Origin of the sequence: Streptomyces sp. Ag109_G2-15 (assembly GCF_900215565.1) — a bacterium.
Classification (GTDB): Bacteria; Actinomycetota; Actinomycetes; order Streptomycetales; family Streptomycetaceae; genus Streptomyces; species Streptomyces diastatochromogenes.
In genome coordinates, this window is record NZ_OCNI01000001.1 from 3,577,240 (window position 1) to 3,595,612 (window position 18,373).

The 18,373-nt window shown below is 72.5% G+C and carries 18 protein-coding genes; 9 read left to right on the top strand and 9 right to left on the bottom strand.

The window, feature by feature from the left end; genetic code table 11:
* Positions 1 to 41: 41 nt before the first annotated feature.
* A complete protein-coding gene (locus tag CRP49_RS16120) occupies positions 42 to 1,322 on the top strand; it encodes an MFS transporter (protein WP_257033417.1) in 1,281 nt (426 codons plus the stop codon).
* On the opposite strand, the gene CRP49_RS16125 is transcribed toward CRP49_RS16120, so the two are convergent.
* Positions 1,280 to 2,293 carry a GlxA family transcriptional regulator gene (locus tag CRP49_RS16125; protein WP_097257389.1) on the bottom strand — a complete coding sequence of 338 codons (1,014 nt, stop codon included), beginning with the start codon at positions 2,291 to 2,293 and terminating at the stop codon, positions 1,280 to 1,282. The two genes, CRP49_RS16120 and CRP49_RS16125, sit on opposite strands and share 43 nt — an antisense overlap.
* Before the next feature lie 130 nt (positions 2,294 to 2,423).
* Here CRP49_RS16125 and CRP49_RS16130 point away from each other — a divergent pair, with 130 nt between their 5' ends.
* Positions 2,424 to 3,725: an MFS transporter gene (locus CRP49_RS16130; RefSeq protein WP_097253985.1), complete on the top strand. Its 1,302-nt coding sequence runs from the start codon at positions 2,424 to 2,426 to the stop codon at positions 3,723 to 3,725.
* Positions 3,726 to 3,731: 6 nt separating this feature from the next.
* On the opposite strand, the gene CRP49_RS16135 is transcribed toward CRP49_RS16130, so the two are convergent.
* The gene (locus tag CRP49_RS16135) at positions 3,732 to 4,340 is read right to left on the bottom strand and encodes a flavin reductase family protein (RefSeq protein ID WP_097253986.1); all 609 of its coding nucleotides are present in this window, start codon (positions 4,338 to 4,340) and stop codon (positions 3,732 to 3,734) included.
* An 80-nt stretch (positions 4,341 to 4,420) separates the two neighbouring features.
* Between CRP49_RS16135 and CRP49_RS16140 the strand changes: the two genes are divergently transcribed.
* On the top strand, positions 4,421 to 5,347 hold the full coding sequence (locus CRP49_RS16140; protein ID WP_257033418.1) for a hypothetical protein: 927 nt from the start codon (positions 4,421 to 4,423) through the stop codon (positions 5,345 to 5,347).
* Between the two features lie 6 nt (positions 5,348 to 5,353).
* On the opposite strand, the gene CRP49_RS16145 is transcribed toward CRP49_RS16140, so the two are convergent.
* The 4 genes from CRP49_RS16145 to CRP49_RS16160 all read right to left on the bottom strand — a co-directional run bounded on the left by CRP49_RS16145 (position 5,354) and on the right by CRP49_RS16160 (position 11,485).
* The gene (locus tag CRP49_RS16145) at positions 5,354 to 6,136 is read right to left on the bottom strand and encodes an enoyl-CoA hydratase/isomerase family protein (protein WP_179851638.1); all 783 of its coding nucleotides are present in this window, start codon (positions 6,134 to 6,136) and stop codon (positions 5,354 to 5,356) included.
* Positions 6,133 to 8,352, bottom strand: coding sequence for an acetate--CoA ligase family protein (locus CRP49_RS16150; protein ID WP_097253988.1), 2,220 nt, complete (start codon positions 8,350 to 8,352; stop codon positions 6,133 to 6,135). The genes CRP49_RS16145 and CRP49_RS16150 overlap by 4 nt, the downstream gene beginning before the upstream one ends.
* Positions 8,353 to 8,447: 95 nt before the next feature.
* Entirely contained in the window at positions 8,448 to 9,635 is a 1,188-nt protein-coding gene (locus tag CRP49_RS16155) for an NAD(P)/FAD-dependent oxidoreductase (RefSeq protein WP_097253989.1), read from the bottom strand.
* A gap of 284 nt (positions 9,636 to 9,919) precedes the next feature.
* Positions 9,920 to 11,485, bottom strand: a complete 1,566-nt coding sequence (locus CRP49_RS16160) for a subtype B tannase (protein ID WP_097253990.1) — start codon at positions 11,483 to 11,485, stop codon at positions 9,920 to 9,922.
* 193 nt (positions 11,486 to 11,678) lie between these two features.
* Here CRP49_RS16160 and CRP49_RS16165 point away from each other — a divergent pair, with 193 nt between their 5' ends.
* From CRP49_RS16165 to CRP49_RS16175, 3 genes are read left to right on the top strand one after another with little or no spacing between them, the layout of a single operon-like run.
* The gene (locus CRP49_RS16165; RefSeq protein ID WP_097253991.1) at positions 11,679 to 12,125 is read left to right on the top strand and encodes a DoxX family protein; all 447 of its coding nucleotides are present in this window, start codon (positions 11,679 to 11,681) and stop codon (positions 12,123 to 12,125) included.
* Positions 12,125 to 12,514, top strand: coding sequence for a Zn-ribbon domain-containing OB-fold protein (locus CRP49_RS16170; protein ID WP_097257391.1), 390 nt, complete (start codon positions 12,125 to 12,127; stop codon positions 12,512 to 12,514). The genes CRP49_RS16165 and CRP49_RS16170 overlap by 1 nt, the downstream gene beginning before the upstream one ends.
* 16 nt (positions 12,515 to 12,530) lie before the next feature.
* Complete coding sequence (locus tag CRP49_RS16175; RefSeq protein WP_097253992.1) at positions 12,531 to 13,403, top strand: GNAT family N-acetyltransferase; 873 nt, start codon at positions 12,531 to 12,533, stop codon at positions 13,401 to 13,403.
* Positions 13,404 to 13,434: 31 nt separating this feature from the next.
* On the opposite strand, the gene CRP49_RS16180 is transcribed toward CRP49_RS16175, so the two are convergent.
* Together CRP49_RS16180 and CRP49_RS16185 are read right to left on the bottom strand one after the other, a co-directional pair.
* Positions 13,435 to 14,115, bottom strand: coding sequence for a pyridoxal 5'-phosphate synthase (locus CRP49_RS16180; RefSeq protein ID WP_097253993.1), 681 nt, complete (start codon positions 14,113 to 14,115; stop codon positions 13,435 to 13,437).
* 139 nt (positions 14,116 to 14,254) lie between these two features.
* Entirely contained in the window at positions 14,255 to 15,424 is a 1,170-nt protein-coding gene (locus CRP49_RS16185) for an acetyl-CoA acetyltransferase (RefSeq protein ID WP_097253994.1), read from the bottom strand.
* A gap of 118 nt (positions 15,425 to 15,542) precedes the next feature.
* Here CRP49_RS16185 and CRP49_RS16190 point away from each other — a divergent pair, with 118 nt between their 5' ends.
* The gene (locus tag CRP49_RS16190) at positions 15,543 to 16,727 is read left to right on the top strand and encodes an acyl-CoA dehydrogenase family protein (protein ID WP_097253995.1); all 1,185 of its coding nucleotides are present in this window, start codon (positions 15,543 to 15,545) and stop codon (positions 16,725 to 16,727) included.
* A complete protein-coding gene (locus CRP49_RS16195) occupies positions 16,727 to 17,203 on the top strand; it encodes a nitroreductase family deazaflavin-dependent oxidoreductase (RefSeq protein WP_097253996.1) in 477 nt (158 codons plus the stop codon). Before CRP49_RS16190 ends, CRP49_RS16195 begins: the two co-directional genes overlap by 1 nt.
* Here CRP49_RS16195 and CRP49_RS16200 read toward each other — a convergent pair whose 3' ends face one another.
* Positions 17,204 to 17,824 (bottom strand): LysE family translocator, encoded by a 621-nt coding sequence (locus tag CRP49_RS16200; protein WP_097253997.1) that lies wholly within the window; start codon positions 17,822 to 17,824, stop codon positions 17,204 to 17,206.
* 82 nt (positions 17,825 to 17,906) lie between these two features.
* Between CRP49_RS16200 and CRP49_RS16205 the strand changes: the two genes are divergently transcribed.
* Entirely contained in the window at positions 17,907 to 18,368 is a 462-nt protein-coding gene (locus CRP49_RS16205) for an Lrp/AsnC family transcriptional regulator (RefSeq protein WP_094217252.1), read from the top strand.
* Positions 18,369 to 18,373 lie beyond the last annotated feature (5 nt).

Here is an 18,373-nt window from a genome sequence, read left to right on the forward strand (position 1 = left end):
TTGCCGGGCCGATTGTCGGCGGTGCCCCCTACCGTCGTCGCATGAGCTATCGCGAAGTCGCCTCGAAGCAGGTCCTGACCTGGGCCTTCGTGGCCGTGGCCGCACGCATGCCGGTGGCCATGGCTCCCTTGGCCCTGGTGTTCCTGGTCCGCGAGCGCCCGGGCGGCTACACCCTGGGGGCGGCCCTGGCCGCGGCCTACGTTCTCGGCGAGATCATCGGTGCCCCGGTGCTGGGCCTGCGCCTGAACGCCCGCCGGGCCCGGCCTCACCTGGCGGTCGGACTCGCCGGCGGTGCCGTGGGCTTCGCGGGACTGGGCGCGCTGCCGGGAGCGCATCCGGTGACACTCGCGGTGTTCGCGTTCCTCGCCGGTGCCGCCCCGTCGGCGGTCTCAGGAGGCCTGCGCGCCCTGCTCACCTCACTGGTCCCCGGACACGCGGCGGAGCAGGCTCTGTCGGTGGAGTCCATGCTGACCTCCGCCATCTGGGCCATCGCCCCGGCGGCGGTGACCGGTCTCGCGCTGGGCGTCGCCCCGGGCGTGCCACTGCTGCTCGCGGCGGCGCTGATGGGGGTCTCGGTGGCGGGCCTGTGGCTGCTCCCGGAGGGCTGGCAGACGGGGGAGCGGACCGGGAGAACCTCTCAGCTGCGGGTGGTGGCGTCCGCCTGGCCGGTCTATGTCACCGGCGCGGCGGGCCTGTCCCTGCTCGCCCTCGCCGAACTGGTCCTGCCTGCCCTGCTGGAGCAGCGCGGCATCGGCGTCGGCTGGTCGGGTCCGCTGCTCCTGGGCATGTCGGCGGCCGCGGGTGTGGGCGCGTTCCTGTACGGCCTGCGCTCCTGGCCGGGCCGACTGCCCACGCGCAGCGTGCTGCTGCTGTGCGGGATGTCGACAGCCGTGGTGCTGGTCGCCCTCACCCCGGACCTCGCCGGCATCGGTGCCGGTCTCGCCGTGGCGGGCCTGCTCCAGTCGGGCGCGATGCTCACCCGCAACCTGTCCCTGCGGGAAGCGCTGCCGCCCAGCGCGCTGGCCGCCGGCTACTCGGTCATGTACGCAGCCGTGAGCGCCGGTTACGCGGCGACAGGTTCCCTGGCCGGGGCGTTGCTGAGACTGACGGCTCCTTCGACGGCGATCCTGGCGGGCGTGGGCCTGACACTGGCGCTGACGGGGGTTGGCTGGTGGGGGGAGATACGCAGGGCGCGTCGTCCCGGAGCCGCCGTATCTGGCGAAGCCGAGAGTGGGGGAGGCACCTCGCAAGCGCGGGTGAGTGAACCCCCTCCCCGCTCCTACACCGCCCCGGCGACCCCCGTCCGAAACGTCCGCCGATAAGCCGTCGGCGTCACCCCCAACGCCTGCTGCAAGTGCTGCCGCATCGACTGGGCCGTGCCGAAGCCGGCGTCGCGGGCCACCTGGTCGACCGAGAGGTCGGTGGACTCCAGGAGGTGGCGGGCGCGTTCGACGCGCTGCTGGGTGAGCCACTGGCCGGGGCTGACGCCGACCTCCTCGCGGAAGCGGCGGGTGAAGGTGCGGACCGACATGGCCTCCTGTTCGGCCATGTCCCGCAGTTGGATCGGCTCGTGCAGGCGGCCGAGGGCCCAGGCGCGGGCCGCGGTGGTCGTGGCGAGCTGGGGGTCGGGGACGGGGCGGTGGATGTACTGGGCCTGGCCGCCGTCGCGGTGGGGCGGGACGACCGTGCGGCGGGCCACGTCGTTGGCGACGGCCGTGCCGTGGTCGCGGCGCACCATGTGCAGGCACAGGTCGATCCCGGCGGCCACCCCGGCCGAGGTCAGCACGTCCCCGTCGTCGATGAACAGCACGTCCGCGTCCACCTTGATCCGCGGGAACATGTGCTGGAAGCGCTCGGCGTCCGCCCAGTGGGTCGTCGCCGGGCGGCCGTCCAGTCGGCCCGCGGCGGCGAGGACGTAGACGCCGGTGCAGATGGAGGCGAGGCGGGTGCCGGGGCGGATGCGGGCGAAGGCGGCGGTGAGTTCGTCGGTCAGCCTGCCCTCCTCGTACACCGGGCCGAGTTCGTAGGACGCCGGGACGATCACCGTGTCGGCGGTCTCCAGCGCCTCCGGGCCGTGCGGGACGTGGATCGTGAAGTCGGCGTCCGTCTCGACCGGGCCGGGCGGCCGGGCCGAGCAGGTCACGACCTCGTACAGGAGCCGGCCCTCGGCGTCCCGCGGGCGGCCGAAGATCCGGTGCGGGATGCCCAGCTCGAAGGGGAGCAGGCCGTCCAGGGCGAGGACGGCGACCCGGTGCGGACGGAAGTCCCGGCCGAAGTCCTGGCCGGCAGTCATGGCCTGATCCTTCATGACTTGATCCCCATGGCTCGATCCTTCAGTGCTCGATCCTCCATGGCCCGATCCTAACGAATGCTGTCCTTCGGGCCACTCGATGCGCGGGAATGAAAACAGGACTCTTTATGACGTGACTCAGACAACCGAAGCAGCAGCCCCCGTCCAGGCCCCGCCCGCCCGGCGCCCCCGTGTGCACCGCGCCTGGTTCGTCGCCGCCGTCACGTTCGTCACGATCATCGGCGCGGCCGCCTTCCGCTCCCTGCCCGGCCTGCTCATCGACCCCCTGCACGAGGACTTCGGCTGGTCGCGCGGCACGATCGGCGCGGCCGTCTCGATCAACCTCGCGCTGTACGGGCTCACCGCGCCGTTCGCCGCCGCGCTGATGGACCGCTTCGGCATCCGCAAGGTGGTCGCCGTGGCGCTGACGGTGATCGCGCTCGGCTCCGGCCTGACCGTGTGGATGACGGCGGCCTGGCAGCTGCTGCTGTGCTGGGGCCTGCTGGTGGGCCTGGGTTCCGGCTCGATGGCCCTCGCCTTCGCCGCGACGGTCACCAACCGGTGGTTCACCGAGCGGCGCGGGCTGGTCAGCGGCATCCTCACCGCCGCCTCCGCCTCCGGCCAGCTGATCTTCCTGCCGCTGCTGTCCTGGATGGTCGAGTCCTACGACTGGCGCCCGGCCGCCGTGACGGTCGCGCTCGCCGCGCTCGCCGTCGTCCCGTTCGTGTGGATCCTGCTGCGCGACCACCCGGCCGACGTGGGCCTGAAGCCGTACGGCGCGAAGGAGTTCATACCGAAGCCGGCGCCGGTCACCGGAGCCGCCCGCCGCACGCTCTCGGTGCTCTCCTCCGCCGTGCGCACCGGCCCCTTCTGGCTGCTCGCCGGGACCTTCGCGATCTGCGGTGCCTCCACCAACGGCCTGATCCAGACCCACTTCGTGCCCGCCGCCCACGACCACGGCATGCCCGTCACGGCGGCGGCCTCGCTGCTCGCGGTCATCGGGGTGTTCGACGTCGTCGGCACGATCGCCTCCGGCTGGTTCACCGACCGCTTCGAACCGCGCCGTCTGCTGGCCGTCTACTACGCCCTGCGCGGCATCTCGCTCCTCTTCCTGCCCATGCTGCTGGGACCGTCCGTCCACCCCCCGATGATCTTCTTCATCGTCTTCTACGGCCTCGACTGGGTGGCCACCGTCCCGCCCACCCTGGCCCTGTGCCGGGAGCAGTACGGCGAGGACAGCGCCATCGTCTTCGGCTGGGTGCTCGCCTCCCACCAGGTCGGCGCGGCCCTCATCGCCTTCCTCGGCGGCGTCGCCCGTGACGTCTTCGGCACCTACGACATGGTCTGGTACGCCTCCGGCACCCTGTGCGCGGCGGCGGCCCTGATGGCCCTGGTGATCAGGCGAAGCCCGGCTCCCGCGCCCGCGCTGTCCTGAACCGGTTCAGTCGCCGCCCAGCCGCGCGAACCGCCCCCGGTGGAAGATCAGCGGATCACCCCGCTCGGCGGCCCCGAGGGCGTTCACCCGGCCCACGACGATGAGGTGGTCGCCCCCGGTGTGTACGGCATGGATCGTGCAGTCGATCCAGGCGGCGGCGCCGGTGAGGCGCGGGGAACCGGAGACGGGCGCCGTGTCGTACGGCACCCCCGCGAACTTGTCCGCGCCGCTCACCGCGAAGGCCCGGCACAGTGCGCCCTGGCCGGCGCCGAGCACGTTGACGCAGAAGACGCCCGCGCGGGCGATGCGCGGCCAGGTCGTGGACGTGCGGCCGACCATGAAGCAGACCAGGGGCGGGTCGAGGGAGAGGGACGAGAAGGACTGGCAGGCGAAGCCGGCGGGGGATGCCGAGGCCTCGGCGGCGGGAGCCGTGATCACGGTCACCCCGGTCGCGAAGCTCCCCAGCACGCGCCGGAACTCCGTCTGGTCCACCGGCGCCCGCTCGTCCTCCCGGACGCACCGCAACTCCGGGCGCGGCAGCGCCTCCACGGGCCCCGGCGCCGGGGCCGACCCGAGATACCGGACGGCTGCGGCCGCCGCCCCTGCGTGTCCCATCACACCTCCATTGAAGCTGACGGGCCGTCAGATGGGAAGGGGCTGGAGAATGGCCGAAAGCGTGCCCGTACGCTGCGCCCATGGGGTGGGAAAAGACACGTGGAACGCTGCCTGACACCGGGCCGACCTGGGCACCCGATGATCTGAGCGCTGCGGCGGCCCTCGGCGGCGCCCAGCTGCCCGCGGCCGGACTGCTGTGGTGGATCTACGACAGCACCACCCAGGACAGCTACGGGGCGGGGCTGGGCGGAGCCCTCGGCGCGCTGTGCTTCCTCCTCTTCGCACCGTTCCTGCTGCCGATCCTCGGCATGCTGTCGGCGTTCGTGCTGACCCTGCCCTCGGTGGTGCTCGCGCGCCTCGCGGGCCGGCGCCTGCCCGGCCCGGGGTGGGTCTGGCATGTGGTGGCCCCGGTCGGCCCCGCTCTCTTCTGGGGCGTACCGGCCTGCGTCCTCTTCGGGTGGCCGCTCGGCACCGCGGTCCCCGCCCTGGCCGCCCTCGGACTCCTGCCCACCCTCTGGGTGGGCCTCGCCCGCCGGCGCGGCTGGCGGCAGTGGGGTGTGTGGTGGCGGGCGGCGGTCGGCTCGGTCGTCCTCTTCGTGCTGGCGTTCGGCGGCGGGGTGCTCGCCACCGAGACCGGCCTGATCCAGGAGTACGAGCCCCCGAAGCTGACCCGCGCCCAACTGGCGGGGGTCTGGCACGGACCGAGCGGAGCCGAGCTGCGGCTGCACCCCGACGGCAGCGCGGAGGCCGTCAAGCTGCCCGCCCAGCCCCCGTTCGACGACGACCACTTCCGGGACTACGTCGTGTGCCGGGGATCCGGCACCTGGGAGCCCGACGACGACTCGGGCGGCACCGAGCGCGACGGCGTCCTGCTCAAGCTCGACGGCACCTGCGGCGAGGACACCTTTTGGTCCATCGGCGGCAGCGAGGGCGCCCCCGAACTGTTCGTCCTCTTCGGCGACCCGGACGGGGGCTCACTGCGCATCCTCAAGCCGACCCGCGGCTGAGGAGCCTCACCGCCCCCGGAACTCCGCCCCCCTGCGCTCCACGAACGCCCGCAGCCCCTCCCGGGCGTCCTCCGTCGCCATGTTGATCTCCTGCGCGGCCGCCTCGGCGGCGAAGGCGGTGGCCCGGTCGGCGTCCAGGGAGGCGTTCACCAGCTGTTTGGTGAGGGCGAGGGAGCGGGTCGGGCCGGCGGCCAGCCGGGTCGCCCACTCCCGGGCAGTCTTCTCCAGCTCGCCGTCCGGAACCACCAGGTTGACCAGGCCCAGCCGTTCCGCGTCCGCCGCCGGCACCGCGTCCCCGAAGAACATCAGCTCCTTGGCCCGGTGCGGACCGATCAGCCGGGGCAGCAGATAGGCGCCACCGCCGTCGGGTACGAGTCCGCGTCGTACGAACACCTCGATGAAGCGGGCCGACTCGGCCGCCAGGATCAGGTCGCAGGCGAACGCCAGGTGCGCGCCGAGTCCGGCCGCCGTGCCGTTCACGGCGGCGATCACCGGCTTCTCGCAGTCCAGTACGGCGGCGATCAGCCGCTGGGCGCCGAGGCGGAGGGTGCGTGCCACGTCTCCCGGGAGGCGTTCGCCGACGCTCCCACCCCGCAGATCCGCTCCCGCGCAGAATCCCCGCCCGGTCCCGGTGAGGACGACAGCCCGAACGCCCGGATCCGCCGACGCCTCCTCCAGCAGTCCGATCAGGCGGTCCCGCATCCCGGGTGTGAGCGCGTTGAGGGACTCGGGGCGGTCGAGGGTGATGTGGGAGACCTGGTCCCGGAGGTCGTGCCTGAGGTCGGTCATCGGCACACCACCAGCGCGTCCAGCGCCACCGCGCCCTGCCCGCGGGGCAGCACCATCAGTGGGTTGATGTCCAACTCGGCCAGCTGACCGCCCAGTTCGAGGGCCATGCGCTGCACGCGCAACACGACCTCCACGAGGGCGTCGAGGTCGGCCGGCGGACGTCCGCGGACACCGTCCAGCAGGGCCCGTCCGCGCAGTTCGGTGAGCATGTCGCGGGCCTGTTCCTCGCCGAACGGGGGCACCCGGACGGCCGCGTCGTGCAGGACCTCCACCAGCACCCCGCCCAGCCCGACGGTCACGGTCGGCCCGAACAGCTCGTCGTGGGTCACGCCGACGACCATCTCGACGCCCTGCTCGACCATCTGGCACACCAGGACACCGTCCAGCGAGACACCCTCGTAGCGGGCGATGTCGGTCAGCTCGCGGTAGGCGTCCCGGACCTGGCTGGCCGAGGTGAGACCGATCTTCACCAGGCCCAGCTCGGTCTTGTGGGCGATCTGCGCGCCGGACGCCTTCATCACCACCGGGTAGCCGACCTGGGCGGCGGCCCGTACGGCGGCCGCGGCGCTGGTCACCAGCTGTTCGCGCGGTACCCGGATGCCGTAGGCGCGCAGCAGTTGTTTGGCCGCGTGCTCGCTGAGCTGCTGGCCGGGGCGCATCAGGGCGTCGGCCTTGCGGAAGGAGGGGGAGGGGGTGCGCGGGGCCTCGTCGAAGGGGGAGTGGTAGTCGCTGACGAAGTGGTGGTGGTCGAGCCAGGCGCGGACCGCGGTGAGGCAGTTGCCGACCGTGCGGAAGGTGGCCACGCGGGAGGAGCCGAGCAGGACCTCCCGGTACGCCGGCTCGGTGCCGACCGGCGAGCCCCACACCACGCACACCAGCTTGTCCGTCTCCTCCGCCGCCTCGACCAGGTCGCGTACGAGCTTGTCGCTGAGCGGCGGGAAGGGGCCGGTGACCGGGCAGATCAGCACCCCGACCTCCGGGTCGGCGAGGATCGCGTCGATGATCTTCCGGCCGCGCCAGTCGCCCACCGGATGCCCGCCGTTGTCCACCGGGTTGGCCACGCTCAGGTACTCCGGGATCCACTGGTGCAGTTCGGCCTGCCTGTCCGGCGACAGCGTCGGCAGGCGCAGGCCCAGCCCGGCGGCCAGGTCGGCGACATGCGCTCCCGTGCCGCCGGAGATGGAGTAGACGACGACCCCGTCGGCCTGCGGAGTCCGCGCCCGGGCCAACAGGGAGGCCGTGTCCTGGAGTTCGTCGAGGCCGTCGACGCGGATGACGCCGTACTGCCGCATGGCCGCGTCCACCACGTCGTCGGCGCCGGTGAGCTTGCCGGTGTGCGAGGCGGCCGTACGGGCCCCCGCCTCCGTGCGGCCCACCTTCACCGCGACCACCGGCACCTTGCGGCGGGCGGCGCGGTCGGCGGCCAGCAGGAAGGCGCGGCCGTCCTTGATGCCCTCGACGTAGCAGGCGATGGCGCCCACCTCGGGCTGCTCGGCGAACCAGGAGATGAAGTCGGCGCTCTCCAGGTCGGCCTCGTTGCCGGTCGGGGCCCAGTGGGAGAGCCGGATGCCCAGCTCCTGGAGAGCGAAGAGGGGGCGGCCCTGGTGTCCGGACTGGGTGATGAGTGCGATCGCCGGTCCGTCCAGGTCGTCGCGGAAGCGCTCGAAGGCGTTCAGGTTGGTGTTCGGCCCGAGCAGCCGCAGCCCCGACCGCCGTACGGCGTCCGCGAGCCGCCGCTGCGCCTCGGCCCCCGCCTCGCCGGTCTCCGCGAACCCGGAGGCGAACGCGACGGCGAACCTCACCTTCGTCTCGGCGAGTTCCTCGATCACCGGCAGCGGATCGGCCACCAGGAGCACGGCCAGGTCGACCTGTTCCGGAAGGTCGGTGATCGAGGCGGTGCACGGGATGCCGAAGACCGACGGCCGGGTCGGATGCACCGGGTGCACCCGCGCCCCCACCCGCTCGGCCCAGCTCAGCAGTTGCCGGGTGATCCCGGTGTTCGGCCGCCCCTCGGCGTCCGAGGCGCCGATCACGGCGAGCGACTCGGGCCGGAAGAACCGCGCCAGATCCGGTACGTCCGCGTACAGCGGCCGCCCGCTGACGTCGAGGTCGTCGACCTGATCGTGGACGACGGGTCCGGGCCGCTGCTCGCCGCAGGCGATGACCCGGGCCCGGCGGGAGTCGGTGGTGAGGGTGCCGTGGGTTGATCCAAGCATCGTTCCGCCCGCCCTGTGAGACAGCCACACATAACTGACGCTCTGTCAGATTACTTGAACTGACGGAGCGTCAGGAATGGGTCGGAACGGCAAAGTTACTCTCCGGTGCGAAACTCCTTGGCCACGACCCGCGCGATCTTCTCGGCGTCCAGGGCCAGTTCGCGGAACATCCCGCTGATCGGGTTGGTGAAGCCGGTGAAGTACAGCCCGGGCGCCCGGGCTGGCGTACGACCGCCGTGCACCGTCGGTCTGCCCCGGTCGTCCAGTACCCCGAGATGCCCGACCAGCCCCTCCAGCGACCGCTCGTACCCCGTCGCGGCGATCACGGCGTCCGGCTCGATCCGGGTGCCGTCGGCGAGGACCACCTTCCCGTCCTCGAAGGACTCGACGGCGGCCACGATCTCCACCTTCCCCTTCCGTACGGCGTCGATCAGGCCGACGTCCTGGACCGGGATGGCACCCTGCTTGACCCTGCTGTACAGGCCGGTGTCCGGGCGGGGCAGGCCGTGGGCGGACAGGTCCGGGACGCCGACCCTGGCCTGGAGCCGGGACACCCGGTCCACGAACCGCACCGGAAGCCGCCGTACCAGCACACCCGAGTACTGCGCGGGCCAGCCGAGGGTGGACCGGCGCACGATGTGCGGGACGGTGCGCACCGCCAGCCGCACCCGCGCGGCCCCGCCCTCCACCAGGTCCACGGCGATCTCGGCACCGGTGTTGCCGACGCCGACCACCAGCACGTCCCGGCCCGCGTAGGGTTCGGCGTTCCGGTACCGGCCGGCGTGCAGGAACTCCCCGCCGTAGCCGTCCAGGCCCGGCCACTCGGGCACGCGCGGGGTGTGGTTGAAGCCGGTGGCGACGACCACCGCGCTGCCGGTCAGCTCCCGCCCGCCGGAGGCGTGCAGCAGCCAGCCCTGCCCGTCCGCCGACCGCTCGACGCGGAACACCTCCACACCGGTGACGATCTCCAGCTCGTGGTGCTCGGCGTACTTCTCCAGGTACCGCACCACGTTGTCCCGGGACACCCAGCGGCCGAACCTCCGCGGCATCGCGAGCCCCGGCAGGGCGGACAGCCGGCGGGTGGTGTGCAGATGGAGCCGGTCGTAGTGGCGCCGCCAGGAGGCGCCCACCTCGTCGGCCTTCTCCAGCACCACGGCCCGTATGCCCCGCGCCCGCAGCGCGTACGCGGCGGCCAGTCCGCCGGGGCCGGCGCCGATGACGTACACGGGACGGTCGGCGGGGGTCGCGGAGAGATGCGCGGGGGTGGGGCGGGAGACGGCCATGAGCGCGAGCGTAATCACCCACTCCGTTGATGGGTCTCGGTCAAGACCGGAATTGGTTGCGGATTGATCACATCGGTGGGAGATGTGGGTGGGACAGGTGTCGTAGTCGCCTCGGATGGTCGGAAGTGGTGCGCGAGGTGGTGGGTGAAGTGGTGCGCGAACACCGCGACGCCTGGCCCCGGTGCGCAGGGGCCAGGCGTCGCGGCGGGGCGGTGTCCGAAGCATGACGGGAGACGGACACCGCGGTCTGCTGCCGGTCCAGCCGGTCTGTGGGGCCTTCCGGTCTACCGGGCCTTCCGGTACCCGGTGACCTTGGCGATCCACTGGATGAAGTCGCCGGGGTCGGTGTTGGCGCCGTGGCCCTGGTCCCAGTAGTAGAGGTGGTCGACCTCGTCGCCGAGGCCGGCGGCGGCCGCGGCGAGGTTGGCGGACACGGTCAGCGAGGTGTCCGAGTCCTTGGTGCCGAGGCGGATCCACCAGTGCTTCGAGCGGCCGGGGTTGGCCTTCCCGGTCAGGAAGTGCATCGGGTTCATCAGCCGCAGCTTCTCGGGGATGTCGCTGTCGAGGCGCGTGCTGGTGGAACCGGTGGTGTCGTGCCTCAGGCTGTACGACGTGAAGTGGCGGGCCTCGGTCGTCCCGGCGCCGAACTCGTTGTTCTCGCCCGCCGACAGGTCGAAGGCGTCGAAGGCCGGGGTGGTCTTCTTGCGGGCGCCCACGTGGGTGAGGAAGTCGGCCCAGCTGAAGGTGGCCCTGCCGTTCTTCCAGGTGATGAAGGTGTTCGCGGCGAGGTAGGTCGCGCGGTCGGAGTCGGACAGGTCCGTGAGGTACCTGGTGGCCGAGGGCTCCAGGTACTGCTTCACGAGGTAGTCGTCCAGGTTGCGGGCGGTGAGCGGACCGAAGCCGTTCAGGCCCTTGAGGTGGAGAGCGGCCTGGTACTCGGCGAACTGGGAGATCAGGTCCTTGGAGACGCTCTGGTCGACGACCTTGCCGGTGGACTGGGTGACGTTCGTGCCCCAGTTCCACTCGTAGGCGCCGTCGGCGTGGTCGAGGTCGGTGATCGGGCACCAGGCGCCGGTCGCGAAGATCGCGTCGCCGGCGTCGGCCGCGCCCAGCTCCTCGAGGTACTTGTCGTACAGCGGGCTGTCGCCGGACGCGCCGAGCAGCGCGGACACGGCGCCACCCGCGCTGGTGCCCGCCGAGACGATCCGGTCGACGTCGCCGGGTATGCGGCCCTTGTTGAACCGCACGTACCGCACCGCCGCCTTGAGGTCGACGATCACCGCCGGAGCGGTGCCGTAGTACTCGCCACCGGAGTTCTTGAGGGTACGGCCGCGGGCGCCGGGCTCGACGACGACGTAGCCGGCGGCCAGGGCCAGGAGCTGATTGCTGTTCAGGGCGCCGCCGGTGGCGTTGGTGTTGCCGTTCGCGCCCGGGGCCGAGGCGCTCGGCGCGGCACTCGGCGCGCCGCCGCCGGGCCCCACGATCCCGCCGGACGCGCCGATCCCGGTGGCGTCGGCCACGGAGGACGGCATGTAACCGCCGACGGAGTTGGCGAACAGTATCGGTGCGTCGGTCGCGTCGACCGCCTTGCCGTCGATCTCGACCGGGACGCTGACGTTCAGGCTCTGGTACTTCTCGTCCACCGGCTTGGCGAGGTACGTGATCGCCTTCCAGAAGTGGTAGGTCACCACGTGGTCGTTGCCGTCGGTGTCCGTGACCGTGGTCGTCAGCTTCGTGTAGGCGTCCGGGTCGAAGACCAGGGAGTCCGAGGACGCCGAGTCGCTCGACGCGTGCGCGTTCAGGGCGATGCCGCCCACTGCTGCGGCACCGGCGGTGGCGCCGATGCCCATCACGACGGTCCTGCGCTTTACGGCCCTGTGCTTCACCATGCTGCCTCTCGTCTCGACGGCTCCTGCCCTTGCGCTTGCGAACGTATTTCGACGCCAACAAAATCGTCAACAATCTGCGGGCGATTCATTGGGGACCCACAGCTCTATGGCGCACCCATGGTCAATCAGTGTGATCTGACATACCGTCAGATCCATGGACGCGATCTGGCTCGACGGCGCGGAGTGGCTCGCGGTGCTGCGCATAGGTCTTGGCCTGTGGTGGCTGGAGAGCTGGCGGCACAAGGACAAGAAGACGTGGTTCGAGGGCAGCGGAATCGCCTGGGCGGCGGACGTGGCGGAGAAGCACCGCTGGAACGCGGTCCGTTCGGGTTTCGCGGTCGTCGTCAAACCGAGGCCGCGGGTCATGGCCTACGTCGTGCTCTACGCGGAGCTGGCGCTGGGCCTGGGCCTGATCGCCGGCTTCCTGACCCCGGTCGCCCTGGTGGGCGGTCTGCTGCTGAACCTCGTCTACCTCACCCTGATGATCCACGACTGGGCGGAGCAGGGGCAGAACTCGATGATGGCGCTCATCTCGGTGGTGGGGCTGTTCGGGATGGCGTGGCAGACGTGGTCGGTGGACAGCGCGCTGGGGTGGTTCTGATGGGGGCGGCAAGGTTCGACGTACCGGAGGTGGACGCCTTCACGCGGACGTACTGGGACGCGGCGGCGCAGGGGCGGTTGCTGATCCGCCGCTGCGGTGCCTGCGGCCGGGCCCACCACTACCCCCGCGAGTTCTGCCCGCACTGCTGGAGCGAGGAGGTGACCTGGGAGGAGGCGAGCGGCCGGGCGACCCTCTACACCTGGTCCACGGTCCACCGCAACGACCTCCCGCCCTTCGGCGACCGCACCCCGTACGTGGCCGCGGTGGTAGACCTGGCGGAGGGTCCGCGGATGATGACGGAGCTGGTGGAGTGCCGGGACATGGTGGCCGGGATGCCCCTGCGGGTGACGTTCCGGGAGGGAAAACCGGTGTTCGGGCCGGGCGGTTGAGCGGAACCATGGGGGGATGCATCCGGACGCCTGGCGCCTGACCCACGACCTGGACGAGTTCCTCACCCACGCCCACGACTTCCTGCGCTCCCGGCCGGCCCTGCACACGGTGCAGCTGACGGTGACGGACGCGCTGCGCAGGCGGGGGCTGCGGGCGTACAGCGAGGAGCCACCGCTCTTCGGGACCCTGCGGGACGGGAACGGCGGGGTCCGGGCGACCCTCCTGCACACCCCGCCCTTCCCGGTCAACGCCACCCCGCTCGGTACGGCGGAGGCCGACGCCCTGGCGGCCCGGCTGGTGGACCTCGGCCAGCCGGTCCCCGGCGTCTCCGGCATCTCTGCCGAACGGGACACGGCGGCCGCCTTCGCGGCGGCCTGGCAGCGGCGCACCGGCACGGCGGGCACGATCCACCAGCGTCAACGGCTCTACCGGCTGGCGGAGTTGACCGCACCGGAGCGGTTGCCCGAGGGAAGCCCCAGGGTGGCCGCCCCGGCGGACCGGGACCTTCTCATGCGCTGGTACGGCGAGTTCATGGCGGCGGTCGACCTGCCCGCCGTACAGGACGCGGGCGAGTGGACCGACGCCCGCCTCGCCCACGGCGGCCTCACCCTCTGGGAGACCCCCGACGGCACCCCCGTCTCCATGGCAGGGGTGACGCCGGAGGCGGCCGGACAGGTGCGGGTGCAGACGGTGTACACCCCGGCGCACCTGCGCGGCCGTGGCTACGCGGGCGCGGTCACCGGCGAGGTGAGCCGGGTGGCCCGGGAGTCCGGGACGGAGGAGGTCCTCCTCTTCACCGATCTCGCGAACCCGACCAGCAACGGGCTCTACCAGCGGATCGGCTACCGGGGCGTGGCGGACTTCGCGGTGTGGGAGTTCGGGAGGTGAATTCGGGGGGAGAGAGACTGACTGTCGCCGTTCAGGGCCACAGCAACTGCCGCGACCACCCCGAAGCGTTCGAGGTCGCGGTACGGCGGTAGGTCAGGCGTACGTGTCTGCGCGCCGCGTCTCCCTGGAAGAACTCCACCTCCTCCGGCTGGAGGCGGTACAGCGTCCAGGTCTCGGACGGCTCCGTCGGGTTCTGCAGGGCCCGCTCCCAGGCCGACTCCGACGCCTGCCGCAGCTCCTCCAGCGAGGACAGCTCCGCGCTCTGCCGCCCGGTGAGCGCCGCCGCCAGGGCTCCGGTGGAGCGGGCGTGCAGGTCCGCCTGGCTCTCCTGTGAGGGTGCCGATGTCACCGGGCCCCGCACCCGCACCTGCCGTCCCAGCACCGGCCAGTAGAAGGCCAGGGCCGCGTACGGGTGGGCGCTCAGGGCCCGGCCCTTGCGGCTCGTGGCGTGGGTCGCGAACGACCAGCCGTCCGCGTCCGCGCCGTGCAGCATCACGATCCGTACGTCCGGACGGCCGTCCTCGTCCGTCGTCGCCAGCGCCATGGTGTGCGGCTCCGGCTGGCCCGCCTCCACCGCCTCCGCGAACCAGCTCGTGAACAGGGGCAGCGGTGTCGCGGGCGCCTGGTCCGGGTCGAAGGGCCGTAGCTCCGTCAGCTCGGGCGACCACACCCGCAGGGAACGCAGCAGTTCGTGGAGATCGGTCTGTGCCATGGGTCGAGTATCACCTCGGGCGACTTGCGGTGTGACGACCCGAAACACCGCCACCATCACGACACCGGTCAGCTGAACTCCGGCGACGCACACGAGGGCCCGGACCACCGCATGGTCCGGGCCCTCGGCCGGTAAGCCGTCACTCCCGGCCCAGCACCACGGTCCCCGAGGAGCAGAACCAGCCCCCCGTGCCGGAGGCGACACCGAGGTACGGCACCTTCCCGTCCGGCCGTCGCACCTGGCGCTCGCCCGCCTCCCCGCGCAGCTGCCGTACCGCCTCCACCAGCAGGAACAGGCCCCGCATGCCGGGGTGTTGGGCGGACAGGCCGCCCCCGTCCGTGTTCACGGGGAGGTCCCCGGAGACCAGCAGCCGGCCCTTCTCCACGAACGCCCCGCCCTCGCCCTTCGCGCAGAAGCCCAGGTCCTCCAGGGTCACCAGGGTCATGTAGGTGAAGGCGTCGTAGATCTCGGCGAAGTCGATCTCGGACGGCCGGACTCCGGCCCGCTCGAAGGCGAGCCTGCCGCTCACCGCCGCCGGGGAGACCGTGAAGTCCGGCCACTCGGACATGGTGGCGTGGGAGACGTGCTCGCCGGTGCCGAGGATCCAGACGGGGGCCGTACGGCAGTCCCGTACGTACTCCTCGGCCACCAGCAGGACCGCCGCCCCGCCGTCCGAGCGGATGCAGCAGTGCAGCTTGGTGAAGGGGTCGGCGATCATCGGGCCGGACAGGACGTCGTCGACCGTGATCGGGTCGCGGAACATCGCCTCGGGGTTCAGGGCGGCGTTGGCGCGGGCCTGGACCGCCACCTGGGCCAACTGCTCGATCGTCGTGCCGTGTTCGATCATGTGCCGACGGGCCGCCATCGCGTACTTGGCGATCAGCGTGTGGCCGTACGGGACCTCGAACTGGAGCGGGCCGAGCGCGCCGAAGGACAGGTTGCCCGTTCTGCGGCCCGCCCTGATGTCCGCCCGCGCCGTCGAGCCGTAGACCAGCAGGACGGCGTTCGCATGCCCCGCCGCTATCGCGTCCGCCGCGTGGGCCGCCATGACCTCCCAGGTCGAGCCGCCGACGGAGGTGGAGTCCACCCAGGTGGGGCGCAGGCCCAGGTACTCGGCCACCTCCACGGGGGCCAGCGTGCCGAGGCCCGCCGAGGCGAAGCCGTCCACCAGGGTGCGGTCCAGGCCCGCGTCCGCGAGGGCGCGGCGGGCCGCCTGGGCGTGCAGGGTGTAGGGGGTCGTGTCGTCCACGCGGCCGCAGTCGGAGAGGGCCACCCCGGCCACGGCGACTTTCCGGTTCCCGGGCTTCATGAATCTGACGGTACATCAGATACGGTTGTCCGCGGCAGGTGTCGCACCCCTGGGCATCCCTCCTCGCCCGCCCTAACATGACGCACCGTCAGATCAGGTCGGAGGGATCGGATCAGCCATGGACACGCGTCTCACCGCCGAGCAGGACGAGATCCGCCGCACCCTGCGTGAACTGCTCCGCAAACGCTGTGACGCCGAGGCGCTGCGGGCCGCCGTCGACAGTCCGGCCGGGTACGACCCCGCCCTGTGGTCCGCCCTCGCCGGCCGGCTCGGCCTGCCCGGGCTCGCCCTCCCGGAGGCCTACGGCGGCATCGGCTGCTCGGCCACCGAACTCGCCCTCGCCTGCGAGGAGGTGGGGCGCACGCTCGCCCCCTCCCCGCTGCTGGCCACCTCAGTCCTCGCGGCCCCGCTGATCCTCGCGCTCGGCACCGAGACCCAGCGCGCCGACCTGCTGCCCCGCATCGCCGCCGGCACCCTCACCGCCGCCCTCGCCGTCCCCGGCCCCGCCCTCACCACGGCCCTGGCTCTGACCGGCGGCAACGCCGGCCCGTGGGCCGGCGGGGGCCGGGCCGGGGGTGTGCAGGCCCGGCAGAGCGGGGACGGGTGGCGGCTGTACGGACAGGTCGACCAGGTGCTGGACGGACACAGCGCGGGGCTGCTCGTCGTCGCCGCGCACACCGGCGGGTTCGCGCGGTCCCGGACGCTGCTGTTCCTGGTCGCGGGGGACGCCGTGGGGGTCGTACGGGCCCGGCAGACCGCGCTCGACGCGACCCGGCCGCAGGGCCGGATCCAACTTCGGGACGTACCCGCCGAGTTGCTGGGCCCGGCCGACCAGGACGTGCTTCCCGCCCTCGCCGGACTCGGTGACACCGTCGCCGCCGTGCTCGCCGCCGAGGCGTTGGGGGCCGCCGACCGGGCGCTGGAGCGGACCGTGGAGTACGTCGGGCAGCGGGAGCAGTTCGGGCGGGCCATCGGCTCCTTCCAGGCGGTCAAGCACCGGCTGGCGGACGTGTACGTGGGCGTGCGGGCCGCGCGCTCGGCCGCGTATTACGCCGCCTGGGCCACCGCGCACGGGGAGCGGGTGGGCGGGCTCGCGCTCGCGCAGGCGCTGGAGGCGCTGCGGTGTGCGGCCGGAGAAGCCGTCCAACTGCACGGCGGGATCGGGTTCACCTGGGAGCACGAGGCCCACCTGTACTTCAAACGGGCGGCCGGGGACGAGCTGCTGTTCGGGCCCGTGCACCGGCTGCGGGACCGGGCCGCCGAGGAGGCCGGGCTGTTCGTGCGCGGGCAGGTGGCGGTCTGATGGCCGCCGTCGGCGTGCGGTTCGTGCAGAAGGTGTCCGCCACCCGGGCCTTCGCGAAGGTCGCCCCGCATGTGATCCCGGCCCTCGACCGGGCCGTCCACCGGCTCACCCGGGGAAAGGTGCTGCTCAGCGCCCAGCTGCTGCCGGGGGTGATCCTCACCTCCACCGGGGCGAGGAGCGGCCTGCCGCGCCGGACGCCGCTGGCCTGCATGCCGGAGGGGGACGGGCGCGGCTGGCTCCTCGTCGGCTCCAACTTCGGCCGGACCGACCATCCCGCCTGGACCCACAACCTGCTCACCCATCCGGATGCCTCCATCAGCTGGAAGGGCCGGGACATCCCCGTCACGGCCCGGCTGCTGGAGGGGGAGGAACGCGCCGCCGCCTGGAAGACACTGCTGGCGTTCTGGCCGCCGTACGCGACGTATCAGGCGCGGGTGGAGCGGGAGATCCGGATCTTTCGGCTCACGCGCCGGTAGCTACAGCGTCGCCAGGCGCTCCACCAGCAGAAACGCGCCGATTCCCAGCATCGCGGCGCCCGACGTGCGGGTGACCGCGCGGGCCGCTGACGGACGGGCCGCCAGCAGGACGCGGGCCAGGGCGCCGACGCTGAGGTACACGGCCGCGCAGCACGCCATGTGCAGCAGGCCCAGTGCCGCGGTCTGCGCGGGTACGGGCAGGTGGGCGCCGCGGAGGGTGAGGAACTGGGGGAGTACGGAGAGGTAGAGCAGCAGGCCCTTGGGGTTCAGGCCGCTGATCGTGGCGCCCCGCGGGAACAGGCCCCGGTCGGTGTCGGAGGTCTCGTCCGCCGCGCCCGGGACGGCGGGGCGGCGCAGCACCCCCCAGCCCAGCCAGAGCAGATACCCGGCGCCCGCCACCGTCAGCGCCGTCAGCAGCCGGGGCGAGCCCGCCACCAGGACCGCGAGACCCGCCGTCGCCAGGACCGTGTGCAGGGCGTAGCCGGAGACCAGGCCCGCCACCGCGCGCGGCACCGAGCGGCCGCGCAGGGCGGTCGCGATGACGAACGCCCAGTCCGCGCCCGGTACGCACACCAGCAGCAGGTCCACGGCGAGGAAGGAGAAGAGCAGTCCTGAGTCCATGCTGGGGACATTAGGCGTGAATGGCCCGAAAGTGTTCCTGAAGTTTGCCCGTGATCGCGAGATCTGAGCAATTATCTTCTTCATGGACGACGTGGACCGGAAAATCCTTGCCGAACTGCAGCAGGACGGGCGGCTGACCGTGACCGAGCTGGCCGCCCGGGTGCGCCTGAGTGTCTCGCCCTGCCACCGGCGGCTGCGCGAGCTGGAGCGCTCCGGCGCCATCCAGGGCTACCGGGCAGTGGTGGACGCGGCCGCGCTCGGGCTGAACTTCGAGGCGCTGGTCTTCGTCTCCATGCGGCAGGAGGACCGGGAGACGGTCGCCGAGTTCGAGCGGGCGGTCAGCGAGCTGGAACACGTCCTGGACGCCCAGCGGCTGTTCGGCGAGCCGGACTATCTGCTCCGGGTGGCCACCGCCGACCTCGCGGCCTTCCAGCGGCTGTACGACGAGCGGCTCGCGACCCTGCCGGGGGTGCAGCGGCTGACCTCGACGCTGGTGATGAAGCACGTGGTGCAGGACCGGCCGCTGCCTGCGGCACGGGGGTAGCGACC